General features: G+C 52.0%; 13 protein-coding genes and 1 riboswitch. All 13 genes read left to right on the top strand.

From position 1 onward, the window contains the following. Positions 1–10 precede the first annotated feature (10 nt). Entirely contained in the window at positions 11–1,327 is a 1,317-nt protein-coding gene (locus H7F31_RS29575; protein WP_187101739.1) for a 6-phospho-beta-glucosidase, read from the top strand. Positions 1,328–1,629: 302 nt separating this feature from the next. Continuing rightward, on the top strand, positions 1,630–2,808 hold the full coding sequence (locus H7F31_RS29570) for an IS110 family RNA-guided transposase (protein ID WP_187101738.1): 1,179 nt from the start codon (positions 1,630–1,632) through the stop codon (positions 2,806–2,808). Between the two features lie 637 nt (positions 2,809–3,445). Then, positions 3,446–3,844, top strand: coding sequence for a GntR family transcriptional regulator (locus tag H7F31_RS29565; RefSeq protein WP_087571402.1), 399 nt, complete (start codon positions 3,446–3,448; stop codon positions 3,842–3,844). Continuing rightward, complete coding sequence (locus H7F31_RS29560) at positions 3,837–4,952, top strand: DUF1648 domain-containing protein (RefSeq protein WP_187101737.1); 1,116 nt, start codon at positions 3,837–3,839, stop codon at positions 4,950–4,952. Before H7F31_RS29565 ends, H7F31_RS29560 begins: the two co-directional genes overlap by 8 nt. A 137-nt stretch (positions 4,953–5,089) precedes the next feature. Then, a riboswitch (purine riboswitch) is annotated at positions 5,090–5,190 on the top strand. Positions 5,191–5,312: 122 nt separating this feature from the next. Continuing rightward, complete coding sequence (locus H7F31_RS29555) at positions 5,313–6,659, top strand: NCS2 family permease (RefSeq protein WP_187101736.1); 1,347 nt, start codon at positions 5,313–5,315, stop codon at positions 6,657–6,659. 853 nt (positions 6,660–7,512) lie between these two features. Continuing rightward, positions 7,513–8,247 (top strand): GntR family transcriptional regulator, encoded by a 735-nt coding sequence (locus H7F31_RS29550; RefSeq protein ID WP_261800576.1) that lies wholly within the window; start codon positions 7,513–7,515, stop codon positions 8,245–8,247. Between the two features lie 55 nt (positions 8,248–8,302). Continuing rightward, positions 8,303–8,449 (top strand): hypothetical protein, encoded by a 147-nt coding sequence (locus H7F31_RS29545; RefSeq protein WP_187101734.1) that lies wholly within the window; start codon positions 8,303–8,305, stop codon positions 8,447–8,449. A gap of 51 nt (positions 8,450–8,500) precedes the next feature. Next, the gene (murQ, locus tag H7F31_RS29540; protein ID WP_187101733.1) at positions 8,501–9,415 is read left to right on the top strand and encodes an N-acetylmuramic acid 6-phosphate etherase; all 915 of its coding nucleotides are present in this window, start codon (positions 8,501–8,503) and stop codon (positions 9,413–9,415) included. 35 nt (positions 9,416–9,450) lie between these two features. Next, the gene (locus tag H7F31_RS29535; RefSeq protein WP_187101732.1) at positions 9,451–10,383 is read left to right on the top strand and encodes a carbohydrate ABC transporter permease; all 933 of its coding nucleotides are present in this window, start codon (positions 9,451–9,453) and stop codon (positions 10,381–10,383) included. Positions 10,384–10,408: 25 nt separating this feature from the next. Then, the gene (locus tag H7F31_RS29530) at positions 10,409–11,251 is read left to right on the top strand and encodes a carbohydrate ABC transporter permease (protein WP_087571408.1); all 843 of its coding nucleotides are present in this window, start codon (positions 10,409–10,411) and stop codon (positions 11,249–11,251) included. Positions 11,252–11,419: 168 nt separating this feature from the next. Next, positions 11,420–12,730 carry an ABC transporter substrate-binding protein gene (locus H7F31_RS29525; protein WP_187101731.1) on the top strand — a complete coding sequence of 437 codons (1,311 nt, stop codon included), beginning with the start codon at positions 11,420–11,422 and terminating at the stop codon, positions 12,728–12,730. A gap of 2 nt (positions 12,731–12,732) precedes the next feature. Beyond that, the gene (locus tag H7F31_RS29520; RefSeq protein WP_187101730.1) at positions 12,733–13,701 is read left to right on the top strand and encodes an N-acetylglucosamine kinase; all 969 of its coding nucleotides are present in this window, start codon (positions 12,733–12,735) and stop codon (positions 13,699–13,701) included. 43 nt (positions 13,702–13,744) lie between these two features. After that, positions 13,745–14,494 carry a sugar isomerase domain-containing protein gene (locus H7F31_RS29515; RefSeq protein WP_187101729.1) on the top strand — a complete coding sequence of 250 codons (750 nt, stop codon included), beginning with the start codon at positions 13,745–13,747 and terminating at the stop codon, positions 14,492–14,494. Positions 14,495–14,496: the final 2 nt, after the last annotated feature.

Below are 14,496 nucleotides of genomic sequence, written 5' to 3'. Positions count from 1 at the left end.
GGGTATTGCAATGAACAAACAACCGCTCAAAGTCGCCGTGATCGGCGGAGGTTCCTCATATACGCCGGAGATTGTCGAAGGATTTATTAAACGGTACGACGAAATGCCGATTCGCGAGCTGTGGCTCGTCGACATCGAACAAGGCAAACATAAGCTCGACATCGTCGGCGCGCTGGCCAAACGGATGGTGGAACAATCCGGCTTGCCGATCGAGGTTCATCTGACGCTGGACCGCCGAGAAGCGATCAAAGGCGCGGATTTCGTGACGACTCAGATGCGGGTCGGCCTGCTCGAGGCGCGCCGCCGCGACGAGCATATTCCCATCAGTCACGGCGTCATCGGCCAAGAGACGACGGGGCCCGGGGGCATGTTCAAGGCGCTGCGCACCGTTCCGGTCATTCTCGACATCTGCAAGGATATCGAGGAGCTCGCTCCCAACGCCTGGCTGCTCAACTTCACCAATCCGGCAGGCATCGTAACGGAAGCCGTGCTGAAACATACGAAGGTCAAGTCGGTGGGTCTCTGCAATTCGCCGATCAACTTCTATAAGTTCCTGGCCAAGGAATACGGCGTGACCGAACGCGAGGTGCTGCCGGAATTTGTAGGCATTAATCATCTGCATTGGGTAACCGCGGCGTACGTAAACGGCGAAGACAAGCTGCCGGAGCTGATCGGCAAAGGCCGGGAGTATACGGCCTCCAACGTGACCGCGCTGGATTGGGATGCGGACTTCCTGAGCTCGCTCGGCGCCATCCCGACGTATTATCTGCGTTACTTCTACATGACGGACAAGATGCTGGCGGACATGACGGCGTCGATGGAAAAGGACGGCACGCGCGCCGACATCGTAAGCCGCGTCGAAACGGAGCTGTTCGAATTGTACAAGGACGTCCATCTGAAGGAGAAGCCGAAGCAGTTGGAGCAGCGCGGCGGGGCTTATTATTCCGAAGCGGCCGTAAACCTGATGCATTCGTTGTATACGGACAAGCGCGACATCCAGACGCTGAACGTGAAGAACGGCAACATCATACCGTTTTTGCCGCAGGATGCCAGCATCGAGGTCAACTGCGTCGTGACGGCGCAAGGTCCGACGCCGATACCGCTGCGCACCATTCCGGAACATGTGACGGGATTGCTTCATGCGGTCAAGACGTACGAGTCGCTCACGATCCAAGCGGCGATTACAGGCGATCGAGGCATCGCCCTGCAGGCGCTCGTCCATCATCCGCTGGTGCCGAGCGTGACGGTTGCGAAGGCGTTGCTGGAAGAGATGCTGGAAGCGAATCGCGCCTATCTGCCGAATTTCTTTAAAAACGAAAACGAATAACGGTGGCGCGTTTCCCTGGCGTTCGGTTTGTCGAGGCTCTTGGCCTTGGCAAGCCGGACGTCTTTTCGTATTATCAGGTTAGCCAGTTATTACTGGTTGGCCTTTTTTTATGGTCGGTATACGATGGCGGTAGCCGGGAGAACGTGCGTCTTTTAGGGGTCAGACCCCGTCACAAAAACTGTTCTCCCACTACCCCCAATGACCATGTTTGAGCTGGTAGAGGCAACGACCTCGCATCACAAGCGAAGCTATGGGTTTGGAACCATCGTGGGAGTGCCGGCAATTTTATTAGGGAGGTTGTTATGCAGCCAGTCGTAGGTGTGGATGTAGCGAAAGGATCTAGCGTAGTACAAGCTTTTACAAGGAGGAACGAACCGTACGGGAAGTTGGAGAGCATCTCTCACGGGGATAGCGGATTCGAGCGGCTAGGGGAGCTCTTAGCGGAGTTACAGGCGAGGATGGCAATTGCCCCTGTAGTTATTCTTGAAGCGACAGGACATTATCATCGGGGGCTTGTAGCTTATCTCGAACGTAGTGGATGGACGCATTTCATCGTTAATCCGTTACAGTCTAAGCGTGCGAAAGGAACTCAACTTAGGAAGGTAAAAACAGATGCTGCGGATGCTTGGCATCTAGCCGATATGTACTACCGCGGGGACGTTTTACCGCATCGTACATGGGACGAAACGTTTACAGAGCTGCAGCATGTGACCAGGCAGCATGAGTTTGTGACGGGAATGTTCGTCCAAGCGAAGTTAAACGCGAGAGCATTGCTCGAACAGGTCTTTCCGGCTTATGAGGAGATCTTTTATGCCCTGTTCTCTGTCACGTCGCTAAGCGTGTTGGAGCGTTGTTTAGAGGGCGATGATGGGGATCTTGTTGAAACTATTCAGGCATGCGCTGGAAAATCCCGTTCGAGACGTTGGGTTGATGAGAAAGCAAGACGACTTCGAGAGATCTTGTTAGATTGGAGAGCACAGCCTAGAAGCCAATCTCAGACCGTAGCCTTAAGTGGTATGGTTTCCTTGTTGCTTTCGTTCACGGAGCAATTAAGTGATCTTGAGAAACAGATGAATGAACTCGCATTTGATTTACCTGAGGTAGAACTGGTGAAAAGCATACCTGGGATCGGGGATAAATTAGCTGCAGCAATTGTTGCGGAAGTTGGAGATGTAGGACAATTTGAAGGCGCTAAACAGCTTGTGGCGTATGCGGGATTAGACCCTGGAATCTTTAGTTCCGGGAAATTTACCGCCACAAGTTCACGAATTACTAAGCGGGGTTCAAAGAGACTTCGCCGATCGTTGTATTTAGCTGTGCAATGCGGGATCCGGGGAAGCACCAACAAGAGGATTAGAGAATATTACGACAAGAAAAGAAAAGAGGGCAAGCCATACAAGGTGGTCGTGATCGCTTGCGCCAACAAGCTTCTCCATCACGTGTACGCCATCCTTAGTAAAAAGCAGCCCTACAGAAACTAAAAACCAAATTTACCCATAACCTTCACGCCAATGAAGGTTATTTGTCGTGCCTAGAAATCAGTATACCAATTAAACTGCCCCACTCCAATACTAAATGCTTGACAAGTATTAGCTGGTTTTTGTGCCCTTATTTGCTCGCGCAATCCCCGCATTCCCCGCATTCCCGGACCTACTTTCAACCGAATGTCCACGGACTGAGCTCGGCAGCAACATCTTGCCGCAGACCGGCAAGGTTGCAATGATGGGGTAGTAAACTGCGGGGTGATGGGAAAGTTGAGCGCAGCGGAGTTATAGCCGAAGCGAATTAAAGGGAAAAAGTCCCTCTATTCTGGCGTCAGAAGCTGGTACTGAGACAATAAGGGGAATTTCTCCATCTAATCCATGGCCTATCACGTGCGGAGCCTAAAATATCTTGGAATATAGGGCACTTTTCCCTTTATTTCGTCTTCAAGACAGCAGACTTCAGCAATAGAGGGAGGAATTCCGTTTAATTGTTCGAGCTGTCAATAGGCTGCGTATATGTTGGTCATCTTTGGCCCAACAGTCTGCGTATTTCATTTGCCTATTGCGTCTTATAGTACCAACTGTTATAGTTGATATATAACAACTAATCGATATATTTTCGGAGGTGAAGCCATTGCTATTGGAAATCGATCTGCAATCGGAGGTGCCGCTGTATACGCAGCTCGTTAATGCCATTGTGGAGGGCATTGCAAGGAAACGGCTGCGTCCCGGCGAGCCGCTGCCATCGGTTCGAAGTCTCGCGTCGGATTTGGGCATCAACCTTCACACCGTGAACAAAGCGTACCAAATTTTGAAGCAGGAGGGGTACGTGCAGATTAACCGGAAGCAAGGCGTCGTCGTACATCCGGACACAATGCCCCCCGCCGACGAATCTTACCATCAACGACTGAATGAACAACTGAAGCCGCTGATCGCGGATGCGATCTGTCGGGGATTGACGAAGGAGCAGTTCGGCGCGTTATGCCACGAAGTGTTCGAAGACATGAGGAGAGAGGAGAATACGAATGGCTAATAATTGGATGTTGCTGCTGGTACTTGTTATTATGATTCCCGTCGTGCTGACGACAACCGTCATTCCGCTGCTGACGAGGAGGATCGAAAGCTTCGGCGTGACGATTCCGGAAGAAGGGCAGAACCATCCGGACATCAGAGCGCTGCGCAAAAGCTACTTGTGGTGGAACGGGGGGCTCGGCGTGTTGCTGACGGCTTCGCTGATGATTTTTACGTTCCGGATCTCCAGCGACAACGCCTGGGGAATCGCGCTCGCCGCCCATACCGTATTGTATATAATCGTTTCCTTTGGCATCTATTACAAGATTCATCGAGCCGTAAAGGCCATCAAAGAAAAAGAGCAATGGCTTAAAGAGGCGCCTCAGCGCATTATGGTCAGCACGGCCTTCCGCACGGAAAAGCTTACCCAGCCTCATTACTGGTTTATCCCGCATTTGCTGCTTATTATGGGGACGATACTCGTCTGCGTGCTCGGTTACGACCGGTTCCCGGAGCTCATGCCGATGAAATACGATTTTAACGGAGAAGTGACACGCAGCGTGGCAAAAAGCTACACTTCCGTCCTTTGGCCCGTTTTCGTGCAAGCCTTCCTTCTGATTGTTTTCGTCTTTACGAATGTCGTCATCGGGCGCAGCAAACAAGTGGCGGAAGCATCCGATCCGGAAGGATCGTTGCATCGCAACCTGAGGTTCCGCCGAATCTGGTCCGCTTATTTGATCATCTTCGGATTTATGATTATGGCAGCCATCGGCATGATACCTGTGGGGATGTTGCTCGACTGGTCCGGCAATGTTTCTGCGTTAGCCACGATTTTGGTGGTGGGACTGTTGGTGGTGTCCTCCATGGCGCTGTCCGTCAAAACGGGACAAGGCGGAAGCCGGCTCAAGTCGGAGAGCGGAGGCAAGCCGCAAACAACGGTTGCGTCGGCCGCAGATCACGATCGCCATTGGAAGCTGGGAGTTATCTATTTTAACCCCAATGACCCGGCGCTGTTTGTGGAAAAGCGGTTCGGCATCGGATGGACGATGAATATGGCAAGACCGGTCGTGTGGATCATTGTTGTTCTCATCATTTTGGTTGCTGTAGGGCTGCCTTTGATCATCGAGTAGGCAGTTCCGATCAATTGGCAACTGGAATTTAAATGAAAACGTTCCATTTACGAATAATGGAATAAATTTCGAGTCGAATATTCGTGAAAAATGTTGACAAAACGTTTGCTCTCTCATTAGAATTAAAGTCGGAAGACAACAACCGCATAGGAACTTTTCGTATAATCTCAAGAATCGGCTTGAGAGTCTCTACTCGGTCACCGTAAATGATCAGGCTACGAAAAGGGTGAAGAAAGCAAGTTCGCTGCGGTCCGGCGAATGTTTTCTTCCCTTTTTGCAGAGCCTAGAAGAAATGCCATTATGCATTTTTTACTAGGCTTCTTTGTTTGTTCCAACACAATTTTGGGAGGGTTATTCAAAATGGAACGTTTCTTTCGTTTGAAGGAACTGGGAACAAATGTCAGAACTGAAGTCATGGCCGGACTGACGACTTTCATGACGATGGCTTACATACTGGCCGTCAACCCGGCAATCTTGTCGCCGACTGGTCTGGATTGGACGGCTGTCTTCTTGGCTACGGCACTGGCAGCAGGTATCTTCACGATCGCGATGGGCTTGTTCGTGAACTTCCCAGTTGCGCTCGCGCCGGGCATGGGGCTTAACGCATACTTTGCATCGGTCATTCTCGCTTCGGCCGCCACGGATACTCCGATATCCCCGGCTATGGGTCTGACGGCGGTGTTCATCTCCGGTATTATCTTTATCATCCTGACGGTCACGCAGATCCGCCAGATGCTCATTACCGCCGTACCGGACAGCCTGAAGCACGCGATTACGGTCGGCATTGGTTTGTTTATCGCCGTAATCGGTCTTAAGAACAGCGGTCTGATGACCATTATCGCCTTCGAGAACGGGGATACGCTTATCTCCCTCGGAAGCTTCCACAATGAAAATGTGGTGTTTACCGTCATTGCGATCGCTCTGATCGCGATTCTGATGGTCCTGCGCGTGCCGGGAGCTATTCTTTTCGGTATTCTGGGTACTACGGTTATCGCGCTGATTTCAGGTCATGTTAACATTAGCGAAGCGCTTGAAGGGAAAACCTGGATTCCCGACTTCTCCACGATGAACGTATGGCATTTCGACTTCGCGGGCGTTCTGGAAGTAGGCTTGATTACAGTTATCCTGACCTTCACTTTCGTCGAGCTGTTTGATACGTTCGGTACGCTAGTCGGCACGGCTAACCGCGCCGGCATCATGAAGGACCCCGAAAAGGGGAAAAAAGTTGTGGGCAAAGCGATGATGATCGACGCGATCGGCGTTGGCGGCGGCGCTGTCCTTGGAACGAGCACGGTAACGGCTTTCGTCGAGAGCTCCGCGGGTATCGCGCAAGGCGGACGTTCCGGCTTGACGGCGGTAACGACGGGCATCTGCTTCTTGCTGGCGATCTTCCTCTCGCCGCTCGTAGCGCTTGTGCCCGGAACGGCGACTGCGGCGGCACTGATTATCGTCGGCGTGCTGATGATGCAATCCGTAAAGGAGATCGACTTCTCCGATATGGTCTATGCGATTCCGGCATTCCTGACGCTTGCGATGATGCCTTTCACTTACAGCATCGCGAACGGTATCTCCTTCGGTATCGTATCCTACGTCTTGCTCGCATCCGTTGCAAATATTGCTGGCAAAGGCAAATACAAAGTACATTGGCTCATGTGGATACTGGCGGTACTGATCGTCTGCCGTTACGTATTTATGGGCGGCGAATAATCAAATGGAAAGCAGCAGCGCTGGACCGGCGCTGCTGTTTTTTTTGCCGTTTAGCAAATTATACGACATACCGGACTGCAGATACTGAGAGTAGCTGTAGGCGTTAAAACGCCGATGGACCGGAAAGTAACTCTGATTAGCAGCCATAGGCGTTAGTAACGCTTATGTCTCCAAAAAGTAGGCGAACGAGCAGCTGTAGGCGTTTAAAACGCCGATGGATCGTAAAGTAACTCTGATTAGTGTCCATAGGCGTTAGTAACGCTTATGGCTCCAAAAAGTAGGCGAGCGAGCAGCTGTAGGCGTTAAAAACGCCGATGGACCGGAAAATAACTCTGATTAGCGTCCATAGGCGTTAGTAACGCTTATGGCTCCAAAAAGCAGGCGAACGAGCAGCTGTAGACGTTAAAAACGCCTATGGATCGGAAAGTAGCTTTGATTAGTGCCCATAGGCGTTAATAACGCTTATGTCTCCAAAAAGTAGGCGAACGAGCAGCTGTAGGCGTTAAAAACGCCGATGGACCGAAAAGTAACTCTGATTAGCGTCCATAGGCGTTAGTAACGCTTATGGCTCCAAAAAGTAGGCGATCGAGCGGCTGTAGGCGTTTAAAACGCCGATGGACCGGAAAGTAACTCTGATTAGTGTAAATGAGTTTGCTCCCACATTCTATATAAGTTTCGCCGAAACAATAGCGTCCGAAAAGGGGACGCCGTCAGGCGTTTCAACGTGCCAAAAGTACAAAAAAATATTTTGTAATCCAAAAAGGAATTTGTAAATGAATAGCGAATATGTATTAATGTTAAGTGGTCTATACGTCTTTACAAATTAGCAAAAAAAGAAAGTTGGTTATTGATTATGAAGTATCAGCTCAACAAGAACATTCCCATACCGCTTTACTTTCAATTGAAGCAGCATATGATCGAACAAATCGAAAGAGAGGAGTTAAAGCCCGGAGACAGCATATTGTCCGAGCGGGAGCTGAGCGAGATGTTCAGTATCAGCCGAATGACGGTCAGGCAAGCGCTCCTGGAATTGGTTAACGAAGGGAAGCTGATCAGGGAGCAAGGCAGAGGAACCTTTGTAGCCCAGCCCAAAATCGATCAAGGCTTGTACAAATTAACGAGCTTTAGCGAAGACATGGCTAGCCGAGGATTGAAGCCAGGGGCATATGTTGTCGATGTGGATGTGACGACGCCTCCGTCAAACGTTCGGCAAGTTCTAGGGCTCGAGGAAAATACGAATACGGTCATTCTTACCCGTGTCCGGCTTGCTGACGAGAAACCGATGGCGCTGGAGACGACCCATCTTCCAGTGGATCGCTTCCCGGAATTGGCGCATGAATCATTTGAAGGCGTGTCGTTATACCGTCTGTTATCCGAGCGGTACGGCGTTGCGCCTGCGAGAGCAAGTCAGACCATCGAGGTCGGGATGCCGACGGCGCGTGAAATAAATCTGCTTCAGGTGAGAGCGGACATTCCTATGATGTTGATTAAACGAGTCACATTCGATAGCGACGGCCATCCCTTTGAATATGTCAAATCCGTTTATCCGGGCGACCGTTACAAATTCCATTCGGAGCTGGCTCGATAAGAGCTGGCGATAAACGTTTAATTGTAACCGCTTTAGCAACTGGAGGAGTTGATACATGACCAAGAGATACGCGATTTTAACGTACAATCGAAAGACGGCTTGCGGCGGAAGCCCGCGCTTTATGCCTGGCGCTTCCGCAGAATATGAAGTTATCGTTAAAGTGGTCTATACATATGGATGTATAGATTCATATGAAGTATGATGAATTAGACTCGATTCCGCATCGCGGATTAAGAGAAGGAGCGAAGAAGAGATGGGAGAGCGACAATCTAAAGCAGAAGTGTCCGAACAGAGAAATAACCGTTCTTCGGACATGGATGCCATGAATAGCTTGGAGATTCTGCAACTAATGAACGACGAAGATCATGCCATCATGCCGGCGCTTAAGAAGGCGCTTCCAGACATTGCGCAGGCAGTAGACATTATCGTCGACCGATTCCGCAAAGGCGGCAGATTGATCTATGTCGGCGCAGGTACAAGCGGCAGGCTGGCGGCTATTGATGCGCTTGAATGTCCCCCGACATTCGGCACTTCTCCCGAGCAGGTATCGTTCCTGCTTGCAGGCGGTCCGGATGCATTTCTTGCACCGATTGAAGGCGCGGAGGACGACGAAGAAGCGGGAGCTCGCGAGTTGCTCGCCCTCGAATTGGCCAGCAGCGATTGTGTCGTAGCTTTGAGCGCAAGCGGGAGCACGCCTTATTGCATAGGCGCTTTGAAATATGCGGCAGGTTTGGGAGCTGCGACGATCTCGGTGTCTTGCAATAAGGAGACGGTCATGGGGAAAATTTCCGGTCTGTCCATCGAGGTTATCGTCGGTCCTGAGCTGCTTGCGGGCTCGACGCGTCTGAAGGCGGGAACCGCGCAAAAAATCGTCTTGAACATGTTGAGCACGGCCAGCATGATTCGTACGGGTCATGTGTATCGCAATATGATGGTCGATATGCAGCCCTCCAACTCGAAGCTGAAGAGACGCGCCGTTCAAATTGTCAGGGAAGCAACCGGTGCCGGACAAGAGGAGTCGGAGCTTGCGCTCGAGAGCGCAGACTGGCGCATTAAGACGGCCGTCGTAAGCCTGCTTGCGCGCGTAACGCCGGAGGAGGCGGAAGAGCTTCTGCATCGATCGGATGGATTTGTTCGTCTTGCCGTCCGTACGGATATGCAGAAGTAGAAAAATGACTCATAACGAGAGGAGAGGTTGCTTGCATGCAGCACACAGCTTCCGAACGCGCGAAGCGGCCGAGGGTCTTACGAAGACAACGATGGGGCGACAATGAAACATTAATGGGTTGGCTGTTCATCCTGCCCGTTCTTGCTGGAGTTGCGGTATTTACTTACGGAGCGCTGGTGTATTCCTTTTTTATTTCCTTGACGGATTGGGATCTGTTGACTCCCGCCAAGTGGACGGGATTTAGCAATTACGGCATGCTTTTGCGCGACGACGAGTTTTACCAAACGTTTGGCAATACGTTGTTTTTTGTAGTTACGATGGTGCCGATCGGCATTGTAAGCGCCATGACGCTGGCCATCTTGATCCACAGGCCGCTAAAAGGGGCGGGATTTTTTAGAGCGTCCTATTACTTGCCTCACATCACGTCAACGATTGCGATTGGAGTCGTTTGGCTCTGGATCTTCAATCCGGATATCGGCAGCATCAACACCGTATTGTCGTATATCGGCATCGATAATCCGCCCCGCTGGCTGGAAAGCACATTTTGGGCGAAGCCCGCGCTTGTGTTGATGCGGATCTGGCAGATTAGCGGCTATTATATGATCCTTTACCTCGCGGGACTTCAGACGATTCCGGATGAGCTGTACGAAGCAGCCTCCATTGACGGAGCCAGCCCTTGGCAGAAGACGAGATACATAACCGTGCCGCTTTTGGCAAACACGACATTTATCGTCACTGTTCTGCTCATGATCGAATCGTTTAATATTTTCGAAGCCATTCTGGCAATGACGAAAGGCGGTCCCGGCGGTACAACCAATTCGCTGCTCTACTACATTTATACGGAGGCATTCCAGTCTTATCGAATGGGTTATGCGTCCGCGCTGGCCTGGGTGCTGTTTTTTATCTTGTTCGTATTGACGTTGATCCAGTTCTGGCATCGAAGAAAAAGCGAAGGCGCTCGTATGTAAGTCACCAGAGGAAGGAGACAAGTGGATGAAGCTTCGTGGAACGATATCCCGGATCATTCTCTACGCGGGATTAACGGCTATTGCCGTGCTCATGATTTACCCGTTCGTTTGGGCGATTACGGCCTCCTTTAAGACGAACGCGCAGATCTTTAATGGAAATCCGTTCGATCTGCTGCCCAGACCGTTCACGTTCGATAATTATGTTCAAGTATGGACGGTATTGCCGTTCTACCGATTTTTGCTAAATTCGTTGATGCTGTCTATTATCGTGCCTTTTTGCAATATCGCGCTGAGCTCGCTTGCCGCTTATTCGTTCGCGCGGCTGCGGTTCAAAGGGCGGGATGCCGTATTTCTGATCTTATTGGGCGTGATGATGATGCCTGGTCACATTACGTTGATTCCGAATTATTCGCTTATGCGAATGCTCGGATGGATTAACGAATATCAGGCGCTTATCGTTCCGTCGATATTTGGCGCATCGCTGGTTTTTAATATATTTTTTATGCGGCAATATTATCTTGCGATACCGAGAGATTTGGACGAAGCCGCGATTATGGACGGCTGCAGCCGATTCGGCATATGGCGTCGAATCATTTTGCCCAATGCGAAGCCGGCACTGGCAACCATTGCGATCTTGTCGTTCGTGGGCGAATGGAATTCCTTCTTATGGCCGTTAGTCGTTATGAACGATTATTGGAAGATGCCGATTCAAGTCGGGATCACCTATTTGCAAAGCAATACAAACAACGACTGGGGCATGCTGATGGCTGCCGCCTCCATGTCGATCCTTCCGCTGATTATCATCTTTCTGGTGTTCCAGCGCCACTTCATCAAGAGCATGCTGACCTCCGGACTCAGCGGCAAGTAAACGGCTTGGGCTACTTATTCGTTAGAGGCCTTGAACTGGCTTGAGAGGATGTGATGCGAACGGAACAGACAGGATTATGGGATGGGTTGTTGGTTTGGAGGATATAAAAAGATGGGTTGAGCATGATCCGGAAGTATTCCATTTGATCAATCGAGGAGGTTTTTGGCCATGAAAGCAACGAAATTATCCTTAGTGGCATTGATGACGGCATTGATGGTGATTGTAACCGCATGTTCCGGCAATAACGGAGGAAATACCCCGCCGAGTCCCAGCAATTCTGCAGGACCGGAGGAGAGTGCGGCGACGCAGAAGCCCGAGCCGCCGAAGGAAAGAACCAAAGTTGAGGTTCTGTCGTGGTGGGACTTCACCCAGTCGGAGCCGCTCAAGCAACTGAAGGCCAAGTTCGAAGAGTTGAATCCGGATCTGGAGATGGAATATATTCAGATCGGCTCGGGTTATGCAGACAAGGTTCTGACGATGATCGCGGGCGGAGGCGAGATGCCTGAGGTGATGATGCTGGCTATGGACAGAATTCCGGTATACGCGGAGAAAGGAGCGATTCTTTCCCTGGAAAGCTACGTTTCGGACGAATATCTCTCAAGCGCGTATCCCGTCGTCTCCAACGCGTTGTCATTTGAAGGCAAGCCGTTTGCCGTAGCGAGGGATATTACGAGCAAAGTCATGTTTTTAAACAAAAAGATGTTCGATGACGCCGGCGTGGCCTATCCCAAGGAAGACTGGACATGGGAAGACTTTAGGGCGATCTCGAAGCAGTTGTCGGGCGAAGGCCAATGGGGCTTTTATTTCCCGAAATACGCGGACGGCTATACGTCTTGGCTCATGCAAAATGACGGCGGGCTCGTGACGCAGGACGGCCAGTCGATGCTGGGCAAGCCGGAGAGCGTGGAGGCGCTTCAGTTCCTGCACGATCTCGTGCATGTCGATAAGTCGGCGCCTACGGAAAGCCAGGCTCAGCAATTCGGCTCCAACGACGTATCGACGTTTGTGGCGGGCAAGGTTGCAATGATCGCGGGAGGCTTGTCCTATACGGCTACGTTCGAGAAAGAAGGGGTCGAATATTTGATTCGTCCGCTGCCGCAAGGGAAGCAGAAGCTCAGCACATCCTTCGTTAATGCATGGGTCATTCCGAAGGGGGCCGATAACCCGGATTTGTCGTGGCGCGTACTTGAATTTTTGAGCGGGAAGGAAGCCCAGCAAATCGCCCTGGATACGGGCATGGGCTTGCCGGCGGTGCAAGGCGTCGATATGAAGTCGTTCCTGGAGAAGCATCCCGATAACCGCTATTTGATCGAAGCGCTGTCGTATAGCGTCCCGTTCCCGACGCCGGTGCACGGAGCAGCGTTTAACACGGAAGTTGCCAAACAATTCGATCTGATGTGGCTGGGCCAGAAGTCGGTGCAGGAGGCAGTCGACGCGGTCGAAAAAAACGCGGCTTCTGTACTGTCGGGCGGCAAGTGACGATGGTTAACGATTTTGGCGAATCTATGCTGTTCCTTGCCATCGATGGCGGAGGAACAAAGACGGAGGCGGTCGTCGCGGACAGGGGCGGCCGCTGCCTCGGCAGAGCCGTCTTCGGCGGCTCGAATCCGAATTTTGTCGGCTTCGAAGCGGCGGCGCATGCGGTTGCGGCAGCCGTCCGCGGCGCGCTGGAGGCGGCTTCGGCATCCCCGGGCCGTATAGCGGAGGCAGCTTGCTGCATCCCGGGGATGAAAAAGCATAGGGAGGAGCTGTCGCGGCTGCTGGAGGATGAGCTGGGCTTGGCGTCGGTCTTATACGACAGCGACATGGAGAGCACGCTGTTTGGCGCGCTTGGCGCCAAGGAAGGGATCGCGGTGCTTGCGGGCACCGGTTCGTTCGCAATGGGCGTTAACGAGCATGGCGATAATTTCGTAGTCGGGGGGTGGGGGCCCATCATCGGCGATCCCGGAAGCGGCTATGCTGTGTCGGCAAGCGCCTTGCGGGCCGCCGCGCTTGCCCATGAAGGCAGAGGACCGAACACGTTGATTAGCGACAAGCTGAAGCGGCATTATGGCGTCACGGATATCGCGCAGCTTAAGTCCGTCATCTCGGCGGACAACACAGGCAGTCTGACCTATCTCGTGCGCGAGGCTGCATGCGAAGGCGACGGCGTTGCGAAGAAGCTGATCTTCGAGGCGGGGGAGCAGTTGGCAGAGCTGGCGCAGGCCGTTATCAAGCGACTGGATATGGACGATGCCCGTTACAAGGTTGTTTTGACCGGCGGGATGACGGTATTCGGAGATCCTTTATTATCCGCCTTCACCGCGTCATTGCGCAGAGAATGTCCAAGCATTACAATCGGGACGCCGTTCGGTCCCCCGTCAGCAGGCGCATTGATGTTGGCTTATCGCGCTGCCGGCGTGCCCTGGAGCGACGATCTGCTGAGCAGTCTAAAGATGACCTTGCTTTGACCTGAGAATTGGCATATAGAATTCAATCGAGAGGCGGATTTGCATGTTACCCCTTACCTACTTTCAGAACATGAGGAACGTGCTCGACAAAATCGAGTCCACGCAACTAAATGCAATTGATCAAGCTGCGCGCGCCATTGCCGGCAGCCTGGAGAACGGCGGCATCTGGCATCTGCTGGATACCGGCCATATGCTGATGTACGAAGGCGTGGGGAGAACGGGCGGCATGATGGCGGTGCGTCCGGTGCGGGTTGCCGTCGATGTTTCCAATCCGACGCGTTACCGCGAAGCGGACATCACGCGGACGCGCAAGAAGGCTTTTATGGATGAGATCGAAGGATTGCCCGCATTCATAGTAAACAAAAGCAATATGCTCTCCGGCGATATTTTGATGATCGGGTCGGTGTCGGGCATCAATGTATTGCCCGTGGAGATGGCTCTGTATGCCAGAGAACTCGGACTGACCGTCATTGCGATTACCGCCGTCGAATATTCGAGCTTCCTGACCTCGGCGCACAAGAGCGGCAAACGGTTGTTCGAAGCCGCCGACATCGTCGTGGACAATTGCTCCAATGTCGGAGATACGGTGCTCCATGTGGACGAATTGGATATTGGCTTATGTCCTTCCTCCGGCATCGCGGCTTCGTATTTGTTCTGGGCGATCGAAGCGAGAGTGGTGGAGCTGCTCGTAGCGGCAGGGAAGAAGCCGAGCATCTATAAGAGCAATCATATGCCTGGCGCGGGCACGCATAACAGCGAAGCATGGGCCACTTACGAAAAGGAAGGGTATTGACG

It is taken from the genome of Paenibacillus sp. PAMC21692, assembly GCF_014303795.1.
In the GTDB taxonomy this organism is placed as follows: Bacteria; Bacillota; Bacilli; order Paenibacillales; family Paenibacillaceae; genus Pristimantibacillus; species Pristimantibacillus agaridevorans.
The sequence above is the reverse complement of the archived record's forward strand: the minus strand, read 5'-3'. Positions and strand labels throughout refer to the sequence as shown.